This is a genomic window from Endozoicomonas sp. ALC020 (genome assembly GCF_049275935.1).
Taxonomy (GTDB): Bacteria; Pseudomonadota; Gammaproteobacteria; order Pseudomonadales; family Endozoicomonadaceae; genus Endozoicomonas_A.
Window position 1 is genome coordinate 6,247,370 of the sequence record NZ_CP184830.1, and the last position, 26,410, is coordinate 6,273,779.

At 41.4% G+C, this 26,410-nt stretch carries 27 protein-coding genes and 2 pseudogenes; 12 read left to right on the top strand and 17 right to left on the bottom strand.

From position 1 onward, the window contains the following. Positions 1 to 457 precede the first annotated feature (457 nt). Positions 458 to 1,036, top strand: coding sequence for a hypothetical protein (locus ACOJUO_RS23220; RefSeq protein WP_422138317.1), 579 nt, complete (start codon positions 458 to 460; stop codon positions 1,034 to 1,036). A 71-nt stretch (positions 1,037 to 1,107) separates the two neighbouring features. Here the strand turns inward: ACOJUO_RS23220 and ACOJUO_RS23225 are convergent, their stop codons facing one another. Then, positions 1,108 to 1,869 carry a DUF6309 family protein gene (locus ACOJUO_RS23225; RefSeq protein WP_422134260.1) on the bottom strand — a complete coding sequence of 254 codons (762 nt, stop codon included), beginning with the start codon at positions 1,867 to 1,869 and terminating at the stop codon, positions 1,108 to 1,110. Positions 1,870 to 3,090: 1,221 nt separating this feature from the next. Here ACOJUO_RS23225 and istA point away from each other — a divergent pair. Both istA and istB read left to right on the top strand, forming a co-directional pair. Beyond that, complete coding sequence (istA, locus tag ACOJUO_RS23230; protein ID WP_422138318.1) at positions 3,091 to 4,644, top strand: IS21 family transposase; 1,554 nt, start codon at positions 3,091 to 3,093, stop codon at positions 4,642 to 4,644. Between the two features lie 10 nt (positions 4,645 to 4,654). Continuing rightward, on the top strand, positions 4,655 to 5,413 hold the full coding sequence (gene istB / locus ACOJUO_RS23235) for an IS21-like element helper ATPase IstB (RefSeq protein WP_317146525.1): 759 nt from the start codon (positions 4,655 to 4,657) through the stop codon (positions 5,411 to 5,413). Positions 5,414 to 5,840: 427 nt separating this feature from the next. On the opposite strand, the gene ACOJUO_RS23240 is transcribed toward istB, so the two are convergent. Next, a complete protein-coding gene (locus ACOJUO_RS23240; protein WP_422138319.1) occupies positions 5,841 to 6,266 on the bottom strand; it encodes a hypothetical protein in 426 nt (141 codons plus the stop codon). A 1,131-nt stretch (positions 6,267 to 7,397) separates the two neighbouring features. Here ACOJUO_RS23240 and ACOJUO_RS23245 point away from each other — a divergent pair. Continuing rightward, positions 7,398 to 8,405 (top strand): hypothetical protein, encoded by a 1,008-nt coding sequence (locus tag ACOJUO_RS23245; protein WP_422138320.1) that lies wholly within the window; start codon positions 7,398 to 7,400, stop codon positions 8,403 to 8,405. 525 nt (positions 8,406 to 8,930) lie between these two features. Beyond that, positions 8,931 to 10,064 carry an ISAs1 family transposase gene (locus tag ACOJUO_RS23250; RefSeq protein WP_422138217.1) on the top strand — a complete coding sequence of 378 codons (1,134 nt, stop codon included), beginning with the start codon at positions 8,931 to 8,933 and terminating at the stop codon, positions 10,062 to 10,064. Here the strand turns inward: ACOJUO_RS23250 and ACOJUO_RS23255 are convergent. Further along, positions 10,059 to 11,084 (bottom strand): hypothetical protein, encoded by a 1,026-nt coding sequence (locus ACOJUO_RS23255; protein WP_422138321.1) that lies wholly within the window; start codon positions 11,082 to 11,084, stop codon positions 10,059 to 10,061. The two genes, ACOJUO_RS23250 and ACOJUO_RS23255, sit on opposite strands and share 6 nt — an antisense overlap. A 950-nt stretch (positions 11,085 to 12,034) precedes the next feature. Here ACOJUO_RS23255 and ACOJUO_RS23260 point away from each other — a divergent pair. Beyond that, a complete protein-coding gene (locus ACOJUO_RS23260; protein ID WP_422134265.1) occupies positions 12,035 to 12,367 on the top strand; it encodes a phage integrase N-terminal SAM-like domain-containing protein in 333 nt (110 codons plus the stop codon). A 172-nt stretch (positions 12,368 to 12,539) separates the two neighbouring features. On the opposite strand, the gene ACOJUO_RS23265 is transcribed toward ACOJUO_RS23260, so the two are convergent. The 3 genes from ACOJUO_RS23265 to ACOJUO_RS23275 are packed head-to-tail and all read right to left on the bottom strand — an operon-like array spanning position 12,540 to position 13,076. Next, positions 12,540 to 12,797 (bottom strand): DUF2442 domain-containing protein, encoded by a 258-nt coding sequence (locus ACOJUO_RS23265; RefSeq protein WP_422134266.1) that lies wholly within the window; start codon positions 12,795 to 12,797, stop codon positions 12,540 to 12,542. 8 nt (positions 12,798 to 12,805) lie between these two features. Further along, positions 12,806 to 12,982, bottom strand: coding sequence for a DUF4160 domain-containing protein (locus ACOJUO_RS23270; protein WP_422138322.1), 177 nt, complete (start codon positions 12,980 to 12,982; stop codon positions 12,806 to 12,808). After that, positions 12,972 to 13,076 carry a DUF4160 domain-containing protein gene (locus ACOJUO_RS23275; RefSeq protein WP_422138323.1) on the bottom strand — a complete coding sequence of 35 codons (105 nt, stop codon included), beginning with the start codon at positions 13,074 to 13,076 and terminating at the stop codon, positions 12,972 to 12,974. Before ACOJUO_RS23275 ends, ACOJUO_RS23270 begins: the two co-directional genes overlap by 11 nt. 242 nt (positions 13,077 to 13,318) lie before the next feature. Between ACOJUO_RS23275 and ACOJUO_RS23280 the strand changes: the two genes are divergently transcribed. The 4 genes from ACOJUO_RS23280 to ACOJUO_RS23295 all read left to right on the top strand — a co-directional run bounded on the left by ACOJUO_RS23280 (position 13,319) and on the right by ACOJUO_RS23295 (position 16,636). Then, positions 13,319 to 13,786, top strand: coding sequence for a site-specific integrase (locus tag ACOJUO_RS23280; RefSeq protein ID WP_422138324.1), 468 nt, complete (start codon positions 13,319 to 13,321; stop codon positions 13,784 to 13,786). Between the two features lie 1,104 nt (positions 13,787 to 14,890). Continuing rightward, entirely contained in the window at positions 14,891 to 15,664 is a 774-nt protein-coding gene (locus ACOJUO_RS23285; protein ID WP_422134269.1) for a hypothetical protein, read from the top strand. A 103-nt stretch (positions 15,665 to 15,767) separates the two neighbouring features. After that, on the top strand, positions 15,768 to 16,100 hold the full coding sequence (locus tag ACOJUO_RS23290) for a site-specific integrase (protein ID WP_422138325.1): 333 nt from the start codon (positions 15,768 to 15,770) through the stop codon (positions 16,098 to 16,100). An 8-nt stretch (positions 16,101 to 16,108) separates the two neighbouring features. Further along, positions 16,109 to 16,636, top strand: coding sequence for a hypothetical protein (locus tag ACOJUO_RS23295; protein WP_422134271.1), 528 nt, complete (start codon positions 16,109 to 16,111; stop codon positions 16,634 to 16,636). An 85-nt stretch (positions 16,637 to 16,721) separates the two neighbouring features. Here the strand turns inward: ACOJUO_RS23295 and ACOJUO_RS23300 are convergent, their stop codons facing one another. The 4 genes from ACOJUO_RS23300 to ACOJUO_RS23315 form a co-directional block, all read right to left on the bottom strand. Continuing rightward, positions 16,722 to 17,042 carry a hypothetical protein gene (locus ACOJUO_RS23300; protein WP_422138326.1) on the bottom strand — a complete coding sequence of 107 codons (321 nt, stop codon included), beginning with the start codon at positions 17,040 to 17,042 and terminating at the stop codon, positions 16,722 to 16,724. A 1-nt stretch (position 17,043) separates the two neighbouring features. Continuing rightward, positions 17,044 to 17,664: a nucleotidyltransferase domain-containing protein gene (locus ACOJUO_RS23305; protein WP_422138327.1), complete on the bottom strand. Its 621-nt coding sequence runs from the start codon at positions 17,662 to 17,664 to the stop codon at positions 17,044 to 17,046. Further along, entirely contained in the window at positions 17,661 to 18,500 is an 840-nt protein-coding gene (locus ACOJUO_RS23310; RefSeq protein WP_422138328.1) for a pentapeptide repeat-containing protein, read from the bottom strand. The genes ACOJUO_RS23305 and ACOJUO_RS23310 overlap by 4 nt, the downstream gene beginning before the upstream one ends. A 142-nt stretch (positions 18,501 to 18,642) precedes the next feature. Further along, on the bottom strand, positions 18,643 to 19,569 hold the full coding sequence (locus ACOJUO_RS23315; RefSeq protein ID WP_422138329.1) for a 5'-nucleotidase: 927 nt from the start codon (positions 19,567 to 19,569) through the stop codon (positions 18,643 to 18,645). Positions 19,570 to 19,672: 103 nt separating this feature from the next. Here ACOJUO_RS23315 and ACOJUO_RS23320 point away from each other — a divergent pair, with 103 nt between their 5' ends. Beyond that, entirely contained in the window at positions 19,673 to 19,915 is a 243-nt protein-coding gene (locus tag ACOJUO_RS23320) for a hypothetical protein (RefSeq protein WP_422138330.1), read from the top strand. A 29-nt stretch (positions 19,916 to 19,944) separates the two neighbouring features. On the opposite strand, the gene ACOJUO_RS23325 is transcribed toward ACOJUO_RS23320, so the two are convergent. Next, positions 19,945 to 20,634, bottom strand: coding sequence for a hypothetical protein (locus tag ACOJUO_RS23325; protein ID WP_422138331.1), 690 nt, complete (start codon positions 20,632 to 20,634; stop codon positions 19,945 to 19,947). A gap of 301 nt (positions 20,635 to 20,935) precedes the next feature. Here ACOJUO_RS23325 and ACOJUO_RS23330 point away from each other — a divergent pair, with 301 nt between their 5' ends. Beyond that, on the top strand, positions 20,936 to 21,175 hold the full coding sequence (locus tag ACOJUO_RS23330) for a site-specific integrase (protein WP_422140095.1): 240 nt from the start codon (positions 20,936 to 20,938) through the stop codon (positions 21,173 to 21,175). 219 nt (positions 21,176 to 21,394) lie between these two features. On the opposite strand, the pseudogene ACOJUO_RS23335 reads toward ACOJUO_RS23330, so the two are convergent. From ACOJUO_RS23335 to ACOJUO_RS23360, 6 genes and pseudogenes are all read right to left on the bottom strand, one after another. After that, a pseudogene (locus ACOJUO_RS23335) lies at positions 21,395 to 21,613 on the bottom strand (transposase); the annotation flags it as partial. Between the two features lie 76 nt (positions 21,614 to 21,689). Then, on the bottom strand, positions 21,690 to 22,253 hold the full coding sequence (locus ACOJUO_RS23340; RefSeq protein WP_422138332.1) for a group II intron maturase-specific domain-containing protein: 564 nt from the start codon (positions 22,251 to 22,253) through the stop codon (positions 21,690 to 21,692). A 79-nt stretch (positions 22,254 to 22,332) separates the two neighbouring features. After that, on the bottom strand, positions 22,333 to 23,580 hold the full coding sequence (gene ltrA, locus ACOJUO_RS23345) for a group II intron reverse transcriptase/maturase (RefSeq protein ID WP_422137883.1): 1,248 nt from the start codon (positions 23,578 to 23,580) through the stop codon (positions 22,333 to 22,335). A 107-nt stretch (positions 23,581 to 23,687) separates the two neighbouring features. Next, positions 23,688 to 23,816, bottom strand: a complete 129-nt coding sequence (locus ACOJUO_RS23350) for a hypothetical protein (RefSeq protein WP_262599910.1) — start codon at positions 23,814 to 23,816, stop codon at positions 23,688 to 23,690. A gap of 295 nt (positions 23,817 to 24,111) precedes the next feature. Next, positions 24,112 to 24,822 (bottom strand): group II intron reverse transcriptase/maturase, encoded by a 711-nt coding sequence (gene ltrA, locus ACOJUO_RS23355; protein ID WP_422138333.1) that lies wholly within the window; start codon positions 24,820 to 24,822, stop codon positions 24,112 to 24,114. Between the two features lie 567 nt (positions 24,823 to 25,389). Then, positions 25,390 to 26,304 (bottom strand): annotated as a pseudogene (locus ACOJUO_RS23360) (ISAs1 family transposase); the annotation flags it as partial. Positions 26,305 to 26,410: the final 106 nt, after the last annotated feature.

Sequence of the window (26,410 nt, forward strand, 5' to 3'; positions counted from 1 at the left end):
GAGAGAGCTGGAATGCTGTTAAAGGCAGTAAATCGGAAAATCTGTTATCTCCAGAATACACTGTACGGGGCAGTGTCAATATACACAAGACTGACACTAACCAGATAAATCGCTTCATGCTCTCGGGCCTTTCTTCTGGATAAAAATAATTTATATAACCAAAATCAAAAAAGTCAATAACTATATAGAACCTATGTTTGTAATTATCGAGATGGAAAACGAAGCGGCTAATGAAATCATTAGTAGCATTTCGTAATCTACATCCATTGGTTTGGTAACACTCTAAGGTAGACTTTTTTGTCTTACTTGGTCAGACCATCTTTCAAAAAACCCAGTGTCGTTTAAAAAAATCCAAGCATAACAGACCAACCTCGAAATATCGTATATATTCTCTCAATGTCTATATTCGTTTTTCCAGGATATAGACTGACAATTCACTGACACGAGCTTGTGTATTATGTTGTCTACAAAAGTATCTGCACTATCGCTTTTGTTTTTTGGCTGTTCTGCATTTTCCTCTGAACCCTCTTTCATGGGAGAATGGCAAGGACATCAAGATAAAACTGACTTTTTTTGTAATGTATTATTTACATATCAATCCAAACTTGAATATTCACAAGATCATTTTTTTTACGTACCTTTATCGGAGGGTATTATTGTTGAAAAATTTCGCTCGGGTGAATACGGGCAATATTCTTTGCAAATTTTTGATAAAGCTAACAATAAAGTAATTGATTACCAGTATTATAAATTATGGTTTTATATAGATGCCATTGATCGAAAAGATAAAATCAGCACACAAAAAATGCTGCTATTAACCGATTTAGATGACTCTAAAGAATTTGATAATAAAGACTTACCTACAAAGGTTTTGACAGCAGCTTACAATTTAAATATTCAGCCGTTAATTAATGAAACTTATTCTATTGGTATGATTGAGTATAAAAAGGGGAGTTATAAAAGCTGCACTGTAATGAAAAAAGATGACCCCTTTACTGTAATGAAAAAAGATGCCCCCTTTAAAGATGAGCTTTAGAATATAATTCCGAACTCAGGGACTGCGCCGAAAGCGCAGTCCTCTGAGATTCTTTGTCAGATTAAGTTTTATTAGTTGTTCTCGATACCACTTCCGCTAATTACCCCTAAACCATCAATTTTCTTTGCTGTTTTTTTGCATGCAATAAAAGCAGGAATAGTGCTTTTCGGGTCATCTTTTATTGCTAATGACACCAAACGATGCAAACCATCCAGATGAACTAATCTTCCCTCAGCAAGTTTAGGATCGTCTATGATTTTTCCATAATCGTAACGAATATCGATGGGCTCTACTGTTAAAAAGATTGGCTTTTCAGCAGGGTCTTTTCCTAAATGATAATTTAGAGACCCTGAGCATAACGGATTATTATGCTTATCTTGTTCAGTCCAAACTTTATAACTATTTGCTGCATCTTTAGCTGTTAGACCACACTCTGGAAGAAGGGTTTTTCGCTCACCATCATGTGTGTGCCCTGGCAATAATACTTTCATCGCTGTTTCAAATGGAAGTTCTGCGAATAGCCAACCTCCATGATTTGGTAAAACAATTTCTCTGTGTGCTGTCTTGATATAGTTTTTGGCAATAAAGTTAGTATCACCATATTGTCCATGCTCTTTTTCAAAATTATCCAGTACTTCCTGAAAGCTGACAATTTTTGCCCCCCCAAACAAGGAATCTTTTGAATCCTTGGCTACTGAATATTCACTGATCGGTTTATTTTGAGTCAACCGAGTAGTGCTCGGGATTTGTTTTTCGGTGCTATCTTTCTGCTTCAAAAAACTCGAATTGCAATGACAATTCGTACTCATTCCAGATAAATTTATTGCATCCATAATCAATCTCCTTTTCATTTTACTATCAATAACTTAGATGCAAAATATTCTCATTTGTTCCATAAACAACTGACAAGATTGTTACTGCAATTGACGATGTTAATCTACCTGTTTTTTTAAAATATAAAGCCACCTTCAGAGGCTGCCCCGCAGCTGTAGCCTCATGGAGGGCTTATTATGCGTGACTGGAACAAAACTAATAAGAAAACAACCATTTATTAAGCCATCTAAGTATTTCAGAGTGAACACTGGAAGTGGTTGCAAGTTCTTCTTCTAAATAGATTAAGTCTTCCAGATCTCGGAGGTCAGTTTGACTTGAAACCACAAAGTCAAGCATTGGAACCAAAAGGTCGTGGGAGATTACATTTAAATATTCAATGAGACCATTTACGAAGGGAAATTGGACGATATGAAATAAATGAACATTTTTATAACCGTTCTTTATATAAATATCATGAATATCAGCCTTGCCTAAAATGCAAAGCATTGACAACGTTGAGAATAGAACAAAATTACGTAGCGACCGACTGCACATGAAAATTCTCTGTTACAACCAAAAATCAGGAATAACAATAGTCCAAATACATAGGAATGATTTTGCAGCGTATATCGTTTGATTCAAATTTGCAGTGGGTGTCACCAAAGACCTCACCTGAAAGCACTTTTTATGCTAAAACTGAGACTTGTTGTAGGTAAAGAGTATAATTAATTCTTATATGAAAACTTATTTAAAATGCATTTTAGCAATAATGATCATAGTAAATACCCTATATGTTCCCATAAGTTCAGCCATAGAAGTGTTTAAAAAGGAAGGGCGCTTATTAGTGCTGAGGGATGTGCCCATTAGTCATGTACTGACTCCACGAGTGATGATGGCCGCAATAGCATACAATTTACCGGTAACACTATCTGGTGCAGTATTGGGTAGCTTTTTTGGTGGTTTAGGAGCCTGTTTCCTTCAAGATGCTAATGTTGCATATTCTGGCATCGCTTGAACACTGATTCTGTTAACTCTTGAACACCTATTCTGGCGGCGCTTGAACACTCATTCTGTTAACTCTTGAACACTTTTTCGAGATTACCAGAATCGCTGTTCAACTGCCCAGAATCCGTGTTCAAGCCTCCAGAATCTGAAACCTCTTCTTTCGGTAGATTATCTCTTACGCATTGATTTCCATGAACTTTAGCCGCTGACCTTTCTAAACAGTAAGGACAGCAGCCATGCCAAATAACAGGATTTCCATGCGAAAACTTCAAGAAATGCTTCGGATGCGCTTTGAGTACCGCCTCAGCATCCGGCAAATAGCTCGCAGCACGCGGGTCAGTGTTGGCACTGTGTCCAACTACGTTCAGGCCTTTGAGCGGTCCCCACTGAGCTGGCCTCTGTCCTCCGATTGCTCTGAGGCTACCCTGGTGCAAACATTGTTCCCTGAGGCCCCCCTGTCGAGCCGCCAGGGGCTGGTCGACCCGGACTGGGGCGTTATTCACCAGTCACTCAAGCGCAAGGAGGTGACCAAGCAAACACTCTGGGAGGAGTACTGCCAGGAGAGCACTCTCAATGCCTACAGCTACTCGCAGTTCTGTCACCGCTACAACCAGTGGCTGGGCTGCCAGAAACGTTCCATGCGACAGCATCACAAGGCGGGTGAAAAATTGTTTGTAGACTACGCTGGTCTTACGGTCCCTGTCGTTAATCCAAAGACCGGTGAGATCGCCCATAACGCCCAGATTTTCGTAGCGGTGATGGGAGCCTCTAACTACACCTACGCAGAAGCCACCCTATCCCAGAAGTCCGAAGACTGGCTGGGGTCTCATGTTCGGGCCTTTGAGTTCTTTGGAGGTATTCCAGCTGTCGTGGTACCAGACAACCTCAGGAGCGGTGTCAGTAAGTCTTGCCGTTATGAACCGGACTTGAACCCGGCTTACCAACACCTGGCCAACCACTACCAGGTGGCGGTCATTCCAGCTCGGCCCTACAAGCCCAAGGACAAGGCGAAAGCCGAAGTGGGTGTGCAGTTGGTTGAACGCTGGATACTGGCCAGACTTCGTCATGAGACCTTTTTTACCCTGGCAGAACTGAACAGTCGTATACGGGAGCTATTGACTGAACTCAACCTTAAGCCCTTTCAAAAACTGCCAGGTACACGACGAAGTACCTTTGAGCAACTGGATGAACCCGCTTTGCGACCTTTGCCCAAACAGGCCTTTGAGTACGCTGAGTTCAGCAAAGCCAGGGTGAACATTGACTATCACATTCACTGTAAAGGCCATTACTACTCAGTGCCTCATCAGCTGGTCAAGAAAGAGGTGGAAGTTCAGGCAACAGAACATACGGTCACTGTCTTCTGCAAAGGTGAAGTTGTGGCCTGTCACCCCCGTAAGTTCACAACCGGTTTTACCACTCAATCAGCCCATATGCCTGAACGACATAGCAAGCACCAGGAGTGGACACCGGAACGACTGCTGGAGTGGGCAAAACAGCTGGGCCCCGATGTTCACTGGATAACTCAGTATCTGTTGAACAGTCGTGAGCATCCGGAGCAGGCTTATCGGTCTTGCCTGGGGTTATTGAACCTCAAACGGGATTACGGAGCTGACCGGTTAAACAATGCTTGCGCCCATGCCCGGAAAATCAAAGGTTACCGACTCAAGAATATCCGGGCGATCCTGCAATCAGGTAAAGACAAACAGGCTCTTCAACCTGAGGTGAAACAAACGACACTACCTCTTCATGACAGCCACGAAAATGTTCGTGGTGCAGCCAGCTATCAGTAACCGGAGACGTATCATGATGAATCAAACTCTGACCCGTCTGCGGTCACTGCGCCTGACAGGCATGGCCGATGCCCTGGCTCAGCAACTGGAGCAGCCCGGCACCTACGACAGCCTGAGCTTTGTGGAGCGGCTGGCCCTCCTGACAGAACAGGAAGAGACCGAGCGCAATAACAAACGTCTTGCCCGGTTACTGAGGGCGGCCAGGTTTAAGCTGGCTGCACGGGTAGACGACATTGACTACGAACATCCCCGGGGGTTGAAGAAAGTCCAAATAGCCACACTGTCCAGCGAGGACTGGTTAAACAGGCACAGGAACCTGCTGATTACCGGACCTTGTGGCAGTGGTAAAAGTTACCTGGCTTGTGCACTGGGACACCGGGCCTGCATACAGGGTTACAGTGTCCGCTATTACCGACTCTCGCGCTTACTGGAAGAGCTGAGCCTTGCCCATGGTGATGGCAGCTACAGCAGGCAACTCAAGCAACTGGCGAAGGTGGATTTGTTGATACTGGATGACTGGGGGCTGGAACCTCTGACCCAGCAGCAACGCAACGATTTACTGGAAGTGATGGATGACCGTCACGAACAAAGTTCAACGTTGGTTACCAGCCAGCTACCGACCCGGCAATGGCATGGCAGCATCGGTGATGAGACTCTGGCAGACGCCATTCTGGATCGCCTGATGCACAACGCCCACAGGATTACGCTGAAAGGGGAATCCATGCGCAAGAAGCTGGGAAAACTGGAAACACTTGAACACTTGGACTAAAAATCAGACTGGGTGATGCGTAGGAGATCCAGGGTGTTCAAATGAACCAGAATGGGTGTTCAAGCTGACCAGAATACGCAAATGTTCTTAATTCATTGCCCTCAGATAGTTTTGGTATTCATGCCACTGATTATGGAATATCTATTGTTGCTACATCATCTGAGATGTCAGCTGCCCTCAGCACTTTGGATAGTGGAATATCAATTGGTTGGACTCTGGGGGCAACTTTTGGAGCAGCGTTTGGTGCTTTTTCCATAGGTTTTATTTTTTCCAATATGATCCAGCGATATGGCTTAGATGAGGCAATATCGCGATTCACCCAGCCTTGGGCTCAAAATAGAAACACAGAATTTGATTAGAACATAAAGACAGCTTATGAGCCGCCTTCAAAAGGAAAACCAGTTAGAAGGTTTTGATTTTACTTTTTTTATTTATTTTTTGCAGATGAAAAAAAGTTATTTTTGAAATATTCCTTTTCTTCTCTAGTCTTTTTTAACTCTCCTTCAAGGCTATTAATTTTTTTATCTTTCTCCTCCAATTCAAAAGATAGTAATTTTATTTTTTGATTCTTTTCTTTAAGTTCTTGAGTTAATACCTTAACTTCTTTTTCCAAGTCTTCCAAGTATTTTTTCTTTTTTCCTCTTGACAATGCGGCTGATATTCTATTTTTTATTTTTCTTTCATTAATATATTCTTGTCTCTCTTGATCTGTTAGTTTTCTTTTCTTAACTTTTGCCGTTTCTATATCCACTTTCATTCCAAAACATTTAGACTCATCAGTACGATCAACGATATAAGGCTCTTGAGCTCCATAGCAGGGAGAGGAAGAAGAACTACAAATCGGTTTATCCATGATGTACTCCAAGACTTAAAAAACAATGACTTTCAGATTCGGAGTTTTGTTAGACAAGTAGCCTGACTTTATTCGACTTTCAACATAGAATTCATCTAGTTAACTCCGGTTTAATGAATAGGTAGATGGCTGTATTCCAGATTCGTTCCTTTTCTAACAAAATAGTTAGGAATATAGACCATTTTTAGAGCCTAATCAGATTTCAATTGAGCGATCAGCATAAGTATTCAACCATACGAAATCATATTTTCTGACTTATTGTTCAGGCACTCTGACTGCGTTGCAACTCTGGTCACATAGCTTGCTATGTTCCCGTCGTTGCGCCTTGCAGAGCACCTGCCCAATAAGCCGGAAATATTCGATTCCATATGGCTGAGTACTTACAATCTTCCTGCTGATAATCATCAGTTTTGTTGTCCGTCTCAGCGACAATACACATAAGGACAGATACTTATCAAGTGGTGGGAACCCCAATGTCAGGGATAATGTTGATTGAAACACATAACCTGCAATCATTGCTTCTGTACTTTTTATTAATCCTGAACTTTGCCTGTTGAAGCCTTGGTGACAATACTGATGCAGCTTTTAAACTGAAATAAAGTACCAGATCAAATACCCACAGCAATCGGATACAAACGCCCATCGCTACACCTACGACTGTTATTTGAGCAGCTCGTAACTTACGGACGTAATCTGCTAAGAGCTACTCAGAAATGGTTTTGATCGGACAAAATGCTGACATAGGTATTAGCGGTCACTCACCACTGGCAAAAGAGAAAAAACTCGCTTACATCGTAAGCCAACGTCAAACTCAGGGGCACTGCGAGAGCAAAAAACTCTGGTTTTTTTTGTTATTCACAACTATTGAAGTAACAAAACTTAAAATAACCCTTATGTGAAAATTCAAGTGCTAATATATGCAAATACTAATCACAGAGCCTCATTTTTATGGATACTATTGTAAAGCTAAAGTACATTGAATGTGTTGTTTTTTTCATGCTTCTTTATTCTGTTAAAGTTCTCGCTATAGACTGCCCTCATTGTTGCTACCCAATGAGTTTTACAATGGGACGATATGGATGCACATACCCATTCTGCCCCCTGTTCGTTCAGAATAGAATGGCTTCTCCTATGGGAAATCTAGAACTCAATATTGAAACACGCGATTTTAGTTTTTCTTGTAAAGGGGCAGGCTTACCAGCTCTGAATTCTTTGCGAGTCATTCCATTTCTGGCCCACCAAACATCTGTTCAAACGCAGATGCCAACAATCCCCCAAATCACGCCTATCCCGCAAATGCCATCAATCCAGCAAATGCCAACAATCTCGCAAATGCCAGCAATCCCGCAAATGCCAGCAATCCCGCAAATGCCAGCAATCCCGCAAACGCCAACAATCCCGCAAATCCTTCCAATCCAACAAGCCCCACCAACCCCGCAAGTTCAGGAAGCCCCGCAAACTCAACAAATGGCTTTAGCCTCTACTACTTCAAATCCACCCCCTGATGAGACTACCCGATACAGCGGGTCCGGTCAGCTTATGACAACAGACCATTTGCAAACGCCAATCGTTAAACTAAGAAATACACTTGAAGTACTGCTAAAAGATTTTGGAGTGAACCAGCGAAAACATACTGAGCTAAATTTCATTAGTGATTCCAGTTATTTTTTATTAAGGCGTTTTGCTCTGACTTGGGCCAATCTTTCCAGAAACAGGCAACTTACTAATAATCAGAGATTGGCCAAACTCTGTGAAGAGCTCGGTTTTTGTGGTATTTGGCCTCCGGATATTACATCAGAACAACCCGTTTTTGATAACTCTTTAGATACTTTGATGAATGCAGTCTTACAAAACAATCAAGTATTTATTGCATTTTATACAGAAGACAACCCATTTATTATGTTGCACATAAACATTTTGCAGAATACATTCGCTGCCTTGCCAGTCGTACAAATTCATGGAATTGACCAGGAAAGAGGCTTTGACACGAACTTGTCTCTTGATTCTCTAAGGCAGTTCCTATTTTACCTACTTCATGCCGGTAACGAAGAACTCCGTCACGTTTCCATTTTAATCTTTAAAATAGTGAACCGTTCGCGTGAACCTAACATGGATAAATTACAAATTACCGAAAACTAATATTGAAAAAAGTATAACATCAAATTATGGGGCAGCTTTCTCTTCACATGAGTACCTGTAGATTGAGAACCTTGAAAATTCATCGGATGAATAACGATCTTTGTATTTTATAAGCAGAGGAGTCATTTTCTTTAACAACTTCATATCGGACTGCTGTCAGATATCAAGGTTCTGTTATTCCAGGTATATGAATCAAAACGGAGGGGTAGGGTCAGCTGGAAGGCTCTGTTATCCGCTCCTCCCGATGACATTAGCATTAATCTCAAGAATGTTAAACTTCATAACAAAATATTAAACAACGAACTCATATTAAATGGTCAGAGTCGAGGTTCACTGTTTCCCCCAAGCAGCAAATAATCAGCTGCTGGCAGCCTAATCACTTGCTAGACGTTATCAACGAGGGGAGTTAGGGAAAAATCATGAAAGCCCCCGAAGCCACTGGGCTCAATGGCTATAAGGATTTCTACCTATAGAGTAAAATACACATCCATTGTCTTATACAAAAAAGATTTGGATGTTCTGGAAATGAATGCATTTGATTTAATGAATAGGCTATCTGTCATTTATGACGCACGTCAGCAATGGAAAGTAGATCATAAACTTGCTGATATTCTGCTCTTAACCATCTGTGCTGTCATTGCAGGTTGTGAAGGCTGGGAAGAAATTGAAGACTTCGGCAATGAAAGACTGCAATGGTTAAAAAAGTATGGTGAATTTGGATACGGTATTCCTTCACATCATACAATTTCCAGAGTAGTTGCTGCTATTAACCCAAAGCAATTCCAGAAATGCTTTATTGAGTGGATGCAAGCCTGTCACCAGACAACCAATGGTGAGATCATTGCAATTGATGGAAAAACAGCAAGAGGCTCTTACGATAAAGGCAAGGACAAAGGTGCAATTCACATGGTGAGTGCATTTGCGACTGCAAACGAATTGGTTCTTGGTCAAATTAAAATTAATGATAAAAGTAACGAGATTACCGCCATACCTGAATTGCTCGATCTCCTGGAAATCCGTGGCTGCCTCATCACTATAGACGCCATGGGGTGTCAGAGGGATATTGCCAAGAAAATCGTTGATAAAGGCGCTGATTATTTGTTAGCGGTAAAAGGCAACCAGGGTAAGCTTTATGAAGCATTTGAGAAACATTTCTCTGTTGAAAAAGTGAATCAATGGAATGGTGATACTTTCAGAATCGAAGAGAAAAGCCATGGTAGAATGGAAACACGCCTTCACATTGTAAGTGATACCTTTGATGAGTTCGTTAATTTTTCTTTTGATTGGAAAGGAATGAAAACACTCGGGATTATTTTCTCTGCAAGAATGGAAGATAAAGTGTTCAATGCTGATGATATCAGTGTCCGTTATTATATCTCCTCTGCGAAGTTAACAGCAGAAGAATTTTCACATGCTGCAAGAGAGCATTGGGCGATCGAAAATAAACTCCATTGGAAAATGGATGTTGCAATGCGAGAAGATGATTGTCGAATCAGAAGGGGCAATGCCGCTGAAATGCTCACAGGTTTTCGACATATGGCAGTGAATATGTTGAACAATACCAAAACCTTTAAAGCAGGCTTAAAGCGTAAACAGAAAAAGGCAGCCATGAACACACAATACCTGTCTGAAGTCCTTGCTGGGTGTGGGGTTTCATGATTTTTCCCTACGAGGGGAGTAAATATAGGTAGTACAAAAATGACGTGAACCAAAATCATTTCTCTTCGAAACATCTTCTTTTATAAAGTCTAATGGAATTTTACTTTCATCGAGGTTAGAGCTTGGCAGTCGTAATTTACCATTTGCAACCAAACATGACCTTACTGCTGAAAAATATTCATCAGAGTATTTCATAAATAAAAACAAAGGCCCTTCATCAACAATTTCTTTATATTTATTGAGACTACTAAGATATTCAGTTGCTCTTTTATCTCCCCATTGTAACAAAACATCTGGTTTAATACGTGCCCTTATATCTAAAGTATCTACACCGTAATGATTATAATGATCATTCTTATGACCACAGCCAAGCATTAAAGTAGAATGTTTATCTGGATTCAGTCCATTTAGAATTACAACACCATACTTTTCAAAGGTGCTATTAAGTTCTTCATGGCAAACTAATGTCATTGTATCTAGTCTTTTTCCATCAGAATGAAGCATAATAAAAAGATCTAATTCATCATAAGATTCTAGTGAGTTCTGAGACTTTATCCTATGAGCTTCATCTCTGGCTGTTACTGTATTCCCTCCTGATGAATATGTATACAAAGGATTATCTGTATTATTCATTGCCATGAAAATCAGATTTGCAACTTTCAACATTAACTCCTGATCATCTTCATTGCCTATAACTACTCCTCTTTCAGATAGATTTTCTGGTGTAATACAAAGAGTTTTATTTTTTTCTCTAGCAAGTGAAAATATTTCGTTAATCTTCCTGTCTTTCAGTGCTAATCCATAATCTGGTTCAGCCTTTTTATCAGGAATTACTTTTTCCTTGGGCTTCTCATCACACCCGTTTTTCAGTTTTTTATCAGATAGAGATTCATCTATTGTATTAATTGAAGATCGTTTTTTTCCTGAAATATCCATGTTTACCTTGTGTATTAATTTGACTGCGCCTGAGTATCCTGTAGAGAAGGTAATTGCAAAGAAAATATCCCCTTCCAGGTTCATACTGATACTTTATTGAGAGCGACCTCAGGTATTTTCCTTTCACAAAAACCTGAAACACCACCATCTATTAAAATTCGAATCATTTATATCTTAACAGTATCATTTTTCATCTTTCTGTCCAGTTGTTCACCACTAGACAGATAAATCTTCTTGAGTTAACGGTTAACCGATCAATGACTCGACTTTAGTTCCTACGTCGTTCTAACTCGCAAATCCATTTACTCGTAGTGCCCCTGAGATTAACAGGAAGTAAATTGCCCCGGATAACCGTCTTTGTATGGTTACTTGCATTGATGATCTGCCTTGAACTGGTGGTTATTTTCATAATCACAGACACATGTATCGTAATTAAAGCTACCACCTGTATCCAGACAATTATATACTTCGTCTTCCGAGAAAAAGTATGGTGCAACTATTGAAATCAAAACACCCAGGATCAAAGCCAGTGCCAAGACACCGAACATGATTTTGAATACTAACCTGAAGTGGCGGTTCATATTGATTGCTCTCGTTTCCTATGGCACATAACTTCTTGCTTAACGAGCTTATCTCGTTCACTTGCCTGTTATGCGGCGGTTACCCAGGAACCCTGGACAGAATGATCTTTAAGGCTTCTTTGATTTCCGCATTGTCAGCTTTCAACACTAAGTACTCAACCATACGAAATCATATTTTCTGACTTATTGTTCAGGCACTCTGACTGCGTTGCAATTCTGGTCACATAGCTTGCTATGTTCCCGTCGTCGCGTCTTGCAGAGCACCTGCCAAATAAGCCAGAAATATTCGATTCCGTATGGCTGAGTACTTACACTGTCTGCTTTCAGTGCAGCAATCTCTCTTTCTTGACAGTCAAAACGTTTCTCTTGCTGATCGAACCTTTGGTGTATTTCACCACGAGTTTTACTGGCGAAGCTGACAATACCCGTGGGTGTCTCGAATATAGTTAGCAGATGGCAACCTTCTTTGATCGTTGTCCTGACAGACTCAGCCCTGAGGATTTAAAAACCTGTTTTGCCGCCCTGGTGGAAAGCCATTGGAGCACGGTCAAAACCGATCGTAATGGCCTGCAGTTTTTCTGGAAACATGTTCTGGGCAAACACTGGGACTTTGTTGAAATCATCAAACCACCGACCGTCAAGCGACTGCCTGTTATCCTGACGCCTGCAGAGGTAGAACGACTGCTCAATACTGCACGGAAACTTCGCTATTACACCATTCTGTTGACACAGGAGAAGACTTCCCAGATCCGACATATCCAAGACTTCCGTAATGCAGTGGTCTAGAGACACTCATCCTGAATAAATAGCGTTCAGAAAAAACGTTTTGATTCAAGGTCCGCCAGAAAAGTAAACTTCAGTAGACCTTCCTTACCAGAATTCAACCCGGGCTTGTGCAACAACAGGATAAGATTGCGGCTGAGCGCAATCTATCCTTATTCGTTATGTGCGTGGCCGATTAATGCCTTTGAGAGGAAGGCTGAATTGTTACGCTAAGAAGATACAGAGTATCTTTGCTGAAGTCTTGCTCATTGGGCCATTCTATAGAACCAAATGAAACTCTTACCTGCTTAAAGTAATTAATATCTTTAAGTTCTACAAAAATACCTTTTTCCAAGTATGGAGAAACGTCAAACTCTTTGACTTCATCATTCTCAAACTCAATATGGAGTTTGTAATTCTCTAAAGCTTGTACTGATTTCACCGCAGGATTCATATTTACACCTATTTTAAGGGATCAATTTTGAATACTGAGTCTCCATTTATTGCTAAATCCCAGTTAGCCATGAGACTTTCTTTATGAATTTCTATCCAGGCATCAACAAGTTTTTGCTTGTTCTTAGGGAGATTTCCTTCAAGTATTTTGCCTGTAGGAATTTCGATAATTGCCTCAAAATTCATGATAAAAAACATGAATGTGAGGCATATTGTGTTTCTGATTATCGAAGTAATACATTCGAACAATCAGACCATAAAACATTGATATAGTAGGCATTTATTAATCCTGAGTTCAATAGCTCAACTGATTATAACCCACTGAAATATTTTGATCAGCTATAGGTTTACCAGAAGCACATAACGCTAAAATCAGGGGCTGTGCCGCTGGCGCCGATGGATGCTCTTGTTGAACCAAGCCGCTAACGCGGCAAAAAAATACCGTTCATCCCAGCCACCCCAACATTGCCAATACTTCCTGATATCCGCACCACTCCGGCGAGGCTTATATAAGGAAGCAACATGGAACGTTCTGAGCAAATCCGGTTTGACAAACTGTATCAAAAACACATCACCACCCTGAAGCTTCAGGGCAAAAGAAAATCAACCATTGATCTATACAGCAGGCCAATTCGGCGGCTGGCAACCTTCTTTGATCGTTGTCCTGACAGACTCAGCCCTGAGGATTTAAAAACCTGTTTTGCCGCCCTGGTGGAAAGCCATTCATGGAGCACGGTCAAAACCGATCGTAATGGCCTGCAGTTTTTCTGGAAACATGTTCTGGGCAAACACTGGGACTTTGTTGAAATCATCAAACCACCGACCGTCAAGCGACTGCCTGTTATCCTGACGCCTGCAGAGGTAGAACGACTGCTCAACACTGCACGGAAACTGCCCGATTACACCATTCTGTTGACACAGGAGAAGACTTCCCAGATCCGACATATCCAAGACTACCGTAATGCAGTGGTCTGGAGACACTCATCCTGAATAAATAGCGTTCAGAAAAAACGTTTTGATTCAAGGTCCGCCAGAAAAGTAAACTTCAGTAGACCTTCCTTACCAGAATTCAACCCGGGCTTGTGCAACAACAGGATAAGATTGCGGCTGGGCACAATCTATCCTTATTCGTTATCTGCGTTAACCAGTTAGGAAGTACTTTGCTTTAGAATCGCTTCTTTTCCAACATGCTTGCTTGTCGTTCATTGTTCTTTGTGAAGATTACCGTTTTTTTATTACTCTCTATTCAGCAAGGTAGTCTATTAGACACCCGATGTTGTAGCCAATTGTTCCAAGAGTTACAGGAGTGTAGAGAAAACCAATATTTATTCCTCTATGTTGTTCATCGAGCCCGTCTGTAGCAAGATAACAGTGACAAAATATGCCAGTATAGAGTCCCCAAATTGATAGGGTTTTCGCCCAACTTATTGTCTGCTCCTCATCTTGAAACTGTACAGCGAAACTGTCTGTAGCAGTCGATAAGCTGGCAAGTAAAGCAAATACCCGAGCGGTTTTCATAAGCTTATCTACTACGAATTGAACTCTGAGTTTAGGCATAAGATAAACGAAGCTATCACTTCATGCCAATACTTACACTCTGAGTACGTGAATACTACCAGCAGATCCCGCTACTTATACGATCTAGGGTCGTGTAAGTTGGCAAGGAAAAAATATTCCCCTTTAGTACCAGAGCTTGTAAAGGTATATAACTGATTACATAAATTCATAGCTAAAAATGTTTGCGAGAGTATAAAAAAAGCAGAACTAAATCCCTTGGCACCCCTGACTTCCACTGTCGTTTACTTGTTCAAGATATAAACATGATCGATGCTGTTCGCAAACTTCGCCTTTGAAATTCGTTTAATATAATACTTAAAGGAATATTCAGTTCACTGTCTGCCTGAGCCTACACAGTTAGTAAAAATTAACATTTACACGTCTCAAGGCGTGTAAAGTGTTAGAGCTGTGGAATACTACAACCACTTCAACATTATTTCAGGAGTAGCGAATATGGGCGCAATCTGTCCTTATTCGTTATGCGGCGGTTATTCTGAACGAGAATTACTTTATAACTAATATGGCAGCTATTTAAGTATGAACTATATTAAAACCTACTTCTTGTTATGGCGTTTTCAAAACGAAATGAAATATTTTAGGCTTTGCACATTAACCTTACTGCTTTTTATTGTACTAAAACCTGAAGCAGCATTTGAAAGAATAATCATTAAATCTGACAAAATACCAGTACTTGAAATCACAGCCAAATATAATCATCAAGCATCTAGGACTAGAAATATAGTCCCCGATAAAATTATTGTCAGATCATTACTATCAGATACAGTAAGGGGCAGGCTGGGGACACATTCCTTCTTTACAGCTCTAGAGAATTTTTCGCGTTCTTTGTACAGGACAGGAATTATGAGTATGACTGCTGAACGCGAATATTCTAAGAATTTTACTTTATCATTCGCTAACGCACCTAGTTTATTGTTAAGAACGCCAGCTATTGACATGATGGATTGGCAAGTGGTTTTTTCTCATCTAAATCAAGACAACCTGCTTTATCAATCTGGCTGTCAAATCCCAGGAGTTCATCCACTTATATTATTTTTCTCGAGTGATTTTTTGAATTATCTTGATCAGAATATTTTGACAGGGCTCGCAGGCAGCCAAGCAATACAAATTCCTTTATTACAATTAACTGCTAATACTGAGAACTATTTAACAGATGATTTGGTATTTACAGAATCTGCTAATGAAACAGACTTGATTATTAATATATACCCACAAGGCGAGAATCAAGTGTCTCCTCCAGAAGGGTATACAATGAAACGATTTTTTGAGGGCAGCTTAAAACATTACCAATAGCCGCTAACGCGGCAAAAAAATACCGTTCATCCCAGCCACCCCAACATTGCCAATACTTCCTGATATCCGTACCACTCCGGCGCGGCTTATATAAGGAAGCAGCATGGAACGTTCTGAGCAAATCCGGTTTGACAAACTGTATCAAAAACACATCACCACCCTGAAGCTTCAGGGCAAAAGAAAATCAACCATTGATCTATACAGCAGGCCAATTCGGCGGCTGGCAACCTTCTTTGATCGTTGTCCTGACAGACTCAGCCCTGAGGATTTAAAAACCTATTTTGCCGCCCTGGTGGAAAGCCACTCCTGGAGCACAGTCAAAACCGATCGTAATGGCCTGCAGTTTTTCTGGAAACATGTTCTGGGCATGCGCCGTAGGCGCAGTCCCCTGGAAATTTTTGTTATGCCTATACTTCGATATATTTTCGAAGGTTGAAAGTTGGTATGAAGACACAGCTAAAGATTTATTTATTCAGTATTCTGATAACTATAAATTCTATTAACGTCTCTGCTAACAATGAATTTTATGATATTGGAGTGATTGAGAACTTCACATCAAAACTAACTGATTATAAGCAGTACGTAGGTCTTGCTTTCGCCTGCTTATTTTTGCCCACTTTAATAAATCGAAGTGATAGTTATTACAACACAATTACAACAGCAAATGCTTTATTAGCCGCCCTCGGTGGATCTATTGGATATTTAGCAGGTGTTACAGTAGCAAATTCACCTGAGTTAATTAGAAAAGCAACAATTCTTATAGGAGAAAATATTAATTACATTGTAAAAATGAGTTCGCTTTCAATCGAAATTTCAGATGTACTTTTAATGATAGAAAAAGATCTAAAAATGATTTTAAATCTAACTCTTTCTGCTTCGGCTCTGGGGTTAGCAATAGCTACGATTTTGCTTAGCGAGCTAGATCAGCTGATCTACATCCTCACGTCGAGACATGCTTATTTGTTTTTGTGATTTGAGGCATAACGCCGCAATAAGCCGCTGAGCCGCAGGCGAGGTCAGGTGGAGGCCGAAGGCCGGGACGAACTTGATTGCTTTGTTAGGCCTCGTGCCTGATTCGGGCTTGGTAGTTTCTGTAAATTTCTTCTCTTATTTGTCTTGTTATATCCGATACATCAGAAGAAAGTTTTTGATAATCTTCTGTAATTTGTTCTTGGCTTTTATTGGAGAGAAAAAATAACTTACTTGCAACTAAGTTGATAAGAGATACCAAATTTACATTTGCTTCTATTTTATTTTTGCTGATCCATCTATCTATAGCTCCACTTGACAACCCAAATAGTTCTTCGCTCCAGTTAATTCGATTAACTGTTGATAGAACTTCTCTCTGTGCAGCTATACGGTTATTGAACTCACTCATATTAGTTACCCTCAGAAAACAGTCTATCCATCCAGTTAATAATAACTTGGGAAGAAGATTTAGCTAAATTTATTTCATCATTTGACAAGATTTCTCCATACCCTCTTGTAGATAATATTCGCGCTCTTGAGAAGAGTTCAAATGTACTTTCTTCTATCGAAAGAGGCTCACTTATTAAGAGAGGAGAGTTCCTTGAAAAAACAGGGCTATTTTTTGAAAGTGAATAACATGTAGCAAAATTTCTAGTTGCAAGAAACATGCAAGATAAATGAAAAACAGCACTGTCACTTGAACTCACTAACGAGTCATATGATTCTAAAAAAAGTTTTTTAAACTTTAGGCAATCTACTGGTGCATTTACATACTCAGATGGTTCACCAAGATTTAAAATAAAGTCTTCACCGTCAGAACTATACAGCAGCTTTGATTCAAGGTGTAAATGCCATGCAAAAGGATTGCCATCTGCCCAGAGTTCCTCAATTCTCTCATGTGTGTATATTGAGAATTTTTTGGGATCTATCTCTGCTTTTGGTTTGCTCAAACATGCAAGAAGATCCACATCAGATGCAGAATCAAACTCGCCCCTGCAAATTGAGCCAAAAGCGTATATATGCTCTCTCATCTTCTACTGAACCGCTTTATCAATAGTGTTGTTAACAGGGCAAATGAAATCAATTTTGCTCCTGCTATGAGTGTCAAAACACCATTTGAATAGTTTTCAGGTAACGAAACACCTAAAAATATAGAAGGCGCATTCAGAAAACTGCTCCAATACTCTTTTAAATTATGTGGATTAGAACTATTGACTGCATCATAGATGCCAATTGAAAGGATAATCAGGGCTAAAAATCTTATAAATTTGATGACACTTTCACCATTCCCCCAGATAAAGTTAAGAATAGAAAACTCTGACCACTTAATAAACTGAATCAGATTATTTTTGATCCCTGGATATTTTTTCGTGTAATAAGTCTCTTTTGATTGCCAAGACTTCTTCAAATAAATAGATGTTGCTTCGAGTTCAACATTTATCGCCTTATTGACAGCTTTGGCATCACCAATTTGTTGATAGTTCATTCTTAAAGAACGAGCAAAATGCATTTTCAAGTTTTCTTCTTGAGGCGCTTCACTTAACAAAATATCATCATCAAGATGAGTTCTTTCAAAGGTTGCATACTTAAAGGAGCACCCACTAAAAGCTGACTGATGAAAGTTTGACGCTATAAACTTACACCCTGTAAAATCACAAGAATCAAATACACAATTATTTAGATAACAATGCTCAAAAATGCAATGCATGAATGATACATTTTTGAATGTGATTTTCTTAGCATTCAACCTTACAAAAACATGGTACTTAAATGCTTGTTCTTCAGAAGTAATGTCAGTCGAAACATAGAAATCTGTAATAACCTCTCTATTACCTTTTTTCAGACTTTCATGCTTACTTTCACACAATTTTCTGTTCCTTCTGAATTAAATCGTTCGATTTTAACATGGAAAGTATTTTTATTAAAACTACTTCGACTTACTGTAGAGGCCTAACGCCGCATTTAGGTGCGCCGTAGGCGTCACCTGGAATGCTTTGTTAACTGGCAAATTATTCGTTTGCTACCCCAAATGGTATATGAACTGAAGGTAATACAGATGACGACGCTTCAAGATGTAATTTTTGGTCATCAAAGAACATATGTGGGCGCATGATCTCAAGTACTCTTGATTTTTCTACACCACCCATGAAGAATGCTTCATTTACCATTATGTTCCATGACCTCATGGTGTTGATAACGCGCTTATGAGATGGGGCATTTCTTGCTGTTACAATAGATATTTTTAAAACTGGCTCATAATTTGAATCTTGCTCAGCTTTATCAAGCTCTAATTTTTGAATATTTGATATTCGTTGTAGAAAGTCTTTTAGAGGGCCAGGGTTGTGCGGAACATCTTCTTTAGATTCTTCGTGAGAATGGAATTCAGATAGTTTTCCCGTAGTTTTATAGACTTCTTCTGCTTCGTCATCTGCGATAACACCATCAAAGTCAAATGCTATACGGAGTTCTGTATCTTTGAGATCATCAACAATATCACCTTTTAAAATTTGCCCAGCTGGATAGCCTGCCAATACTGCTTGTTTTACATCATTCGGATTAGCAGATAAAAAGAGCTCTATATCGAAGGCTGGAATATATTGATATGGTGATTGCCCTTGTAAAAATACTGACCTGGTGATTCCAAGCTTATAGTGCTCTATTGAATTCATAACTCTCATTCCAGTATCAGGATCATTTCTTGATAAAAGGATCACTTCAACTGGTGGATCTTGAGGATTCAGTTTATTCAAGCTTAAGAGGCGCCTTATAAAAGGAAAGGCAACACCTTTTGCAAGAGCTTTATCTTGGTTATCTCTTTGGTATTTTCTGTATTCTTGTTCGCCTTTTGACCTAAACACTTCATCAGACTCCGTAAGGTCAAATAATGCGCTCGATGCTAAACCTACAACGAGTCTTTTTTTTAGATCATATGGCATGAACTCTCCTTTGCCAGTTAACCGCAAAACTGACGGGCGCACAGTATGTGCGTCCCAGCCGAGCGTGTTGTTAGGCTAAAACTGGAAAACCACAGGTGAAAAAATGGAAACAGAAACAATCGACAAATTATTTCTTGAACTCAGTCAGATAACGAAGGCTAAAACTGAGACAGAACTTATTTTGGGCGTTGCTGTCGAGAGAGCGTTTAAAGCTGGATTAAGCATTGGCAATTCACCTACTTTCTCTATGCAAGATAGTCAAAAACGATGGGAAGGATACAGAGACTATCATCTGCAAGAAGTAGCAGAACACTTAAAAACACTTCCAAGACTTGATGAAGCCTAACGCTTGCATGTGGGGCGCCGAAGGCGTCCTTACGATGCACTTGTTAGCAGCTGGGAAACCCGGCGCTTCAGGTTATTATTGAAACCTTTGTAGTATGATGGGTGATAAGTTCTTATGGAAATTTTAGGAAGGTATTCAGACTGAACTCGTGCAAGTGCTCTAACAGAGAAGGTGCTGTCAGCTGCGGCAATTTTTGCGTCCGGAAAATGGAACTTAATATCACCATCTCGATTTGGACCAGTTAGGAATAAAACTATATCCGGTTTAATGATATTTAACTCTTCTTGAACTACGGGAAAATGTTTTCTCTCGATGTCTCTTAGTCTAGATGTGACACCCGTTGTTCCGGCTCTACCTATCTTGGAAATATTATTCCATATGAATGAAATATTTTTGTTCGGGAAGGCAGTTTTAAATTCCTTTTGTATGAATCTGAACCCTTTCCAAAAGGCGCTTCTTCCATATCCATCATAGAATTTTTCCTTGATAAAGAACCTATCATATAGATCAATACCTTTATCTATTGATTTGTGAACCCCATTTTCTTCATCCCACCCTTTAGTCTCTTGGCCAATAATCATGACTTTTAAGTCACTATTTTTGATTTTTTCAGGATCTACTTTTATCAGGAATGGGTTGACAAAATCGTTTTTGTCCCCAAGGTTTTCAAAAAGCTCGAACCAGTGCTTTTCATATAGGTCGTATAATTTATTATTCATAATGAAACTTCATGTTTACTCGATATTAATTAAGGCTGCTAACAGCTATTAGATCTCAAGCAAGTGATATTAGATATTACACTCACACGCGGCATATCCCCCTAAATCAAGAAATATCAACTCGCTTGAGATATATCCCGACTTTCCAACCTGTCATAAAGTCATTAATTATCAACAGACTATAAGCCATTTTACCTACCGCCCCAGATAGACCGCAAGTGAGTTATTTGCATTTTTAGTATTTTCTTCAATAATACTGTACAAATAAACAGCTTTTGAGTTTACCATGCCATCTCCTTTTATGACTGAAGTACGCAACACCCTCAGAGTGAAGCGCTATAGCTATAAAACTGAACAGTCCTATTGTTATTGGATCAAGTACTTCATTCGTTATCAACACATGAAGCATCCTCAGTATTTAGGGCCTGATCATGTCAGACAATTTTTGACTTATCTTGCCGTTCAGCGTCGGGTTGCGACTTCAACACAAAACCAGGCATTGAATGCTCTGAAGTTTTTTATACAAACAAGTTTTAGGTAGACCTTTGGGGGATGTCAGCAATCTGGTCAAAGCCAAAAAGGCCACAAAGATTCCTGTGGTGTTTGAACGACATGAAGTGAATGCAATTTTCACAGTGATCAGCCCTACACACAAGTTACCGGTTCAACTGATGTATGGTTCCGGGTTGCGGCTAATGGAGTGCCTTCGCCTGCGTATTAAGGACATTGATTTCAACCGTATGGCCATTATAGGGAAAAATCATGAAACCCCACACCCAGCAAGGACTTCAGACAGGTATTGTGTGTTCATGGCTGCCTTTTTCTGTTTACGCTTTAAGCCTGCTTTAAAGGTTTTGGTATTGTTCAACATATTCACTGCCATATGTCGAAAACCTGTGAGCATTTCAGCGGCATTGCCCCTTCTGATTCGACAATCATCTTCTCGCATTGCAACATCCATTTTCCAATGGAGTTTATGGTGAGTAGACCGGCGGAACCTCCCCGCCAGTCTCTCGCAGAACTGTACGTGAACCTCTCAGCTCATACAGCTCCCATCAGGCAAACGCACCTACCATTCCTGCCTGCCAATGGGCAAACAAACGAGGACTCCGCTTCGCTATTTCTTCCAGAAGTTTTGCAGCTCGAGTCTTGTGACGACGCAGAGGTTTATATTTCCGCCTCGCCCATCTTACCAGTGCTTTGTTGAGGTGCCTGAACACACTGTATAACGCAGACCGATAGTATCGCCCGTAGTATGCCAACCAACCGGAAAGCATCGGGTTCAACCATCCCGCTATTTGAGCAATATTCAGGTCTGTACGCATCCTGACTCGCAGTTTGCGAATTTTACGTCGCATGGCTTTTTGATTGGCTTTGCTCACTGCAGGAGTGAAGCTCACAAAGAGGCTATTATGCCTGCGGTTCTTGCAGAGCCGCCGTTTAAAAGTGTAACCCAGAAAATCAAAGGCAGTGTTCTCATACCGGCCTTTCCGTTGACCATCCTTGCAGTACACGATCTTGGTCTTCTGTGGATGAAGTTCAAGACCGCACTCTTGAAAACGTATTTTCAGTTTCTCCAGAGTGCTTTTAGCCTGAGCCTCACTGTAACAATGTACCAATCGGTAAGTAGCCCATAGGAACCTCCCCTACAGGCTCTCTCAGAACCGTACGTGAACCTCTCAGCTCATACGGCTCCCATCATCCAACCGACGGCTTGACACCAAATTTCCAGTGCGGGAACAGATTTGGAAATTTCTTGGCGATTTCCCCAAGTCTGTGTTCCGCCCTTCGCCGGTGCCTTTTAAGCCTTTTGTATTTCCTCGTCGCCCACAAACTGAGTTTGCGGTTGATTTGACGCAGTGTCGGGTACATGGCTGATTTGTAGAAACGACCGTAGTAGTTTATCCAGCCCTGTATCTGAGCCCTGAACATTCGAGCCAGATCAGGAAGCTCTTTGTCACTGCGTAAATGCAGCTTCCAACTTCTTACTACCTGTCTGATGGCCTTTCCTGCTTTTGGACTCATGGCTGGCGTAAAGTTAATGAAGTGCTTGCCCCATCGGTTCTTTGACCTCCTTGGGCGAAATGTATAGCCAAGAAAGTCAAAACTGGTGACAAGGTGCTCCTCCCTCCGGTCGTCGTCTTTACAGTAAACAATCTTTGTCTTGTCCGGATGCATTTCCAGACCGCACTCACGAAACCTTGCCTCTAAAGCATCCTTTAAAGCCTTCGCTTCCACCTCATGCCGACAATGGGCAAGCCCATCGTCAGCATAACGGCAGAATGGAATCGCAGGAAAATTCCTTTCCATCCACTTATCGAAGGCATAGTGCATAAACAGATTACTGAGTACGGGGCTGATCACACCGCCCTGTGGAACACCTCGCTCACGTATAATAACTGTGCCGTCTTCCCGCTGAATCGGCGCTGTTAACCAGCGCTCAATGTAGAGGATCAGCCAGCGATTATTCGTATGCTTGCGAACCGCTTTCATCAGCAGTTCGTGGTCGATGTTGTCGAACAACCCTCTGATGTCAAACTCCAGCACCCAGTTATAACGCCAGCACCGTTTACGGGTGATATCCAACGCCTGATGTGCTGATTTGTTTGGTCTGTAGCCATAGGAGTCTGGATGGAACCAAGGCTCAACCGATGGCTCAAAATGCAGCTTCACAACCATCTGTGCAACCCGATCTGACACCGTTGGAATGCCCAACTTTCTTTCCCCACCTGTTTTCTTCGGTATCGCTACCGTTTTAACAGCAGGCGGAAAGTAGCTGCCAGACGACATCCGATTCCAGATCTTGTACAGATTGTTCTTCAGGTCAGACTCAAATTGTTCAATGGTCTCACCATCAACGCCATGAGCGCCTTTATTGGCTTTGACCAGTTGCCATGCACGTACAACATCGTGCTTGGAAATTTCAAACGGTTTTGTTGTTTCCAAAAATTCCTCCCACCGACAGCGTCGAGCTGCCACAGTGGTTGACTTCTAAATTCAACAGGATGACCGATCCCCTTCGCTCCAACGCCATTACAGCGCCTTCATCACTACTACGGGATCGTCCGCCCCTGTGCCTTGCATTGGTACTCAGACTCTTGCAGGGTCTCTGCTTGAGTGGCTCCCTTAACATCAAGGCGACAGGTTCCCACGTTCCACACAGAAGCCTGTGTTAAGTTCATGCCTTCTCCACGCCGGATGCCATCTGGACAGTAAACAGGTGTCCTCCAGACTTATCCCGGGCTAACGACTACCTCCCGGTTTTGACATCGTTCCTACGCTTTCGACGCGTCATCAAAGGTTCACTTGCGTTCATCTCCTTAACACACACCTGACAGGATCAAGCCCTGCCTTTTCCTTAACGCTCACGACCAAGGCTCTTTACCTTCGCCGCTTAAGGTGGTTTGAAGCCTCCTCCTGTAAGACGGCTCCGAGGGGCCCACCCTCATCTTCTGTGCAGTTGCGCATCAGTGCTGCTTACGCAGCAGTCTGTGCTCGTGGCACACCATCATCGGCGTACCGGCACCACAAGGTGTTAGGGAAGTATTTCTGCATCCATTTGTCAAAGACATAATGGAGAAACAGGTTACTGAGGACAGGCGAAATCACCCCTCCCTGGGGTGTACCCTGCATTCTCTCAATTAACTGCCCATCCCTTTGCTGTAAAGGCGCTGTCAGCCAACGCTCAATATACAGTAGCACCCATGGGTTATCGGTATGCCTTCGTACTGCTTTCATCAACAACTGATGCGGAATATTGTCGAACAATCCTTTAATATCAAACTCAAGCACCCAGTCTTGTTGCCAGCAGCGTTTTCGTGTGACACCCACAGCATCCAATGCTGATTTGTTAGGCCTGTATCCGTAAGAATCAGGCAGGAAGTGCGGCTCCACCAAAGGCTCAAATTCCATCTTTACCACCATTTGAGCAATACGATCCTCAACGGTTGGAATACCCAGTATGCGCTCGCCTCCTGATTTCTTCGGGATAGCAACAGCTTTCACAGGTGTCGGAAAGTAGCTGCCAGAGGACATTCGGTTCCAGAGTTTGTACAGGTTACTCTTTAAATTGACTTCATAATCAACCAGCGACTGTTCATCAACGCCCGGCGCTCCCTTATTGGCTTTCACCAACTCGTAAGCCCGGAGCACTTGCCATTTGTTAATGGTAAATGGTTTTGCTTTCACCCAGCATTTCCTCCTGCCACTGGCAGTTGAATACTAGCTGAAAGCGGCCTGACGCTGCCCCTTCGCTCCATACTCATTACAGGTACTTCTGCACTACTACGAGCAGCTCCGCCCCAGTATCACGCATCGGTACTCTCATACTCATCAATTCAGTGATTTGTATTTCTCCCTTAACATCGTGATGACTGGTTCCCGCAGTTCCCACGGAAAGCCCGATATAGAGTCGCGCCTACTATACGCCGGACACCGCCTGCACAGCATTCGGAGTTCACTTGCAGACTTATCCCGAAGTATCGAAACGCCCTCGGTTCTGATGCCAGTCTCTGGATTACGACGCGTCCACATAGGTTCGCTTTAACTCGCCTCTCTATATCACACCGGCCAGCCTCAAAGGGCTGACGTTTCCTCAAACGCTCACGACCACCACTCTTAATGACAGCCGCTTGAGGCGGTTTGGAGCCGGTTTCCGACAACAGACTCCGGTGGGTCTACCACCATCTCTCCGTGAGCTTTCCACAATTCAGCAGTTCATCCTTAAGCTGCCAACCTGTGTGCCTGCGGCACACTTTCGATCGCCCAATGCTCTCTTGCAGCATGTGAAAATTCTTCTGCTGTTAACTTCGCAGAGGAGATATAATAACGGACACTGATATCATCAGCATTGAACACTTTATCTTCCATTCTGGCAGAGAAAATAATCCCGAGTGTTTTCATTCCTTTCCAATCAAAAGAAAAATTAACGAACTCATCAAAGGTATCACTTACTATGTGAAGGCGTGTTTCCATTCTACCATGGCTTTTCTCTTCGATTCTGAAAGTATCACCATTCCATTGATTCACTTTTTCAACAGAGAAATGTTCCTCAAATGCTTCATAAAGCTTACCCTGGTTGCCTTTTACCGCTAACAAATAATCAGCGCCTTTATCAACGATTTTCTTGGCAATATCCCTCTGACACCCCATGGCGTCTATAGTTATGAGGCAGCCACGGATTTCCAGGAGATCAAGCAATTCAGGTATGGCGGTAATCTCGTTACTTTTATCATTAATTTTAATTTGGCCAAGAACCAATTCGTTTGCAGTCGCAAATGCACTCACCATGTGAATTGCACCTTTGTCCTTGCCTTTATCGTAAGAGCCTCTTGCTGTTTTTCCATCAATTGCAATGATCTCACCATTGGTTGTCTGGTGACAGGCTTGCATCCACTCAATAAAGCATTTCTGAAATTGCTTTGGGTTAATAGCAGCAACTACTCTGGAAATTGTATGATGTGAAGGAATACCGTATCCAAATTCACCATACTTTTTTAACCATTGCAGTCTTTCATTGCCGAAGTCTTCAATTTCTTCCCAACCTTCACAACCTGCAATGACAGCACAGATGGTTAAGAGCAGAATATCAGCAAGTTTATGATCTACTTTCCATTGCTGACGTGCGTCATAAATGACAGATAGCCTATTCATTAAATCAAATGCATTCATTTCCAGAACATCCAAATCTTTTTTGTATAAGACAATGGATGTGTATTTTACTCTATAGGTGGATATCCTTATAGCCATTGAGCTCAGTGGCTTCGGGGGCTTTCAT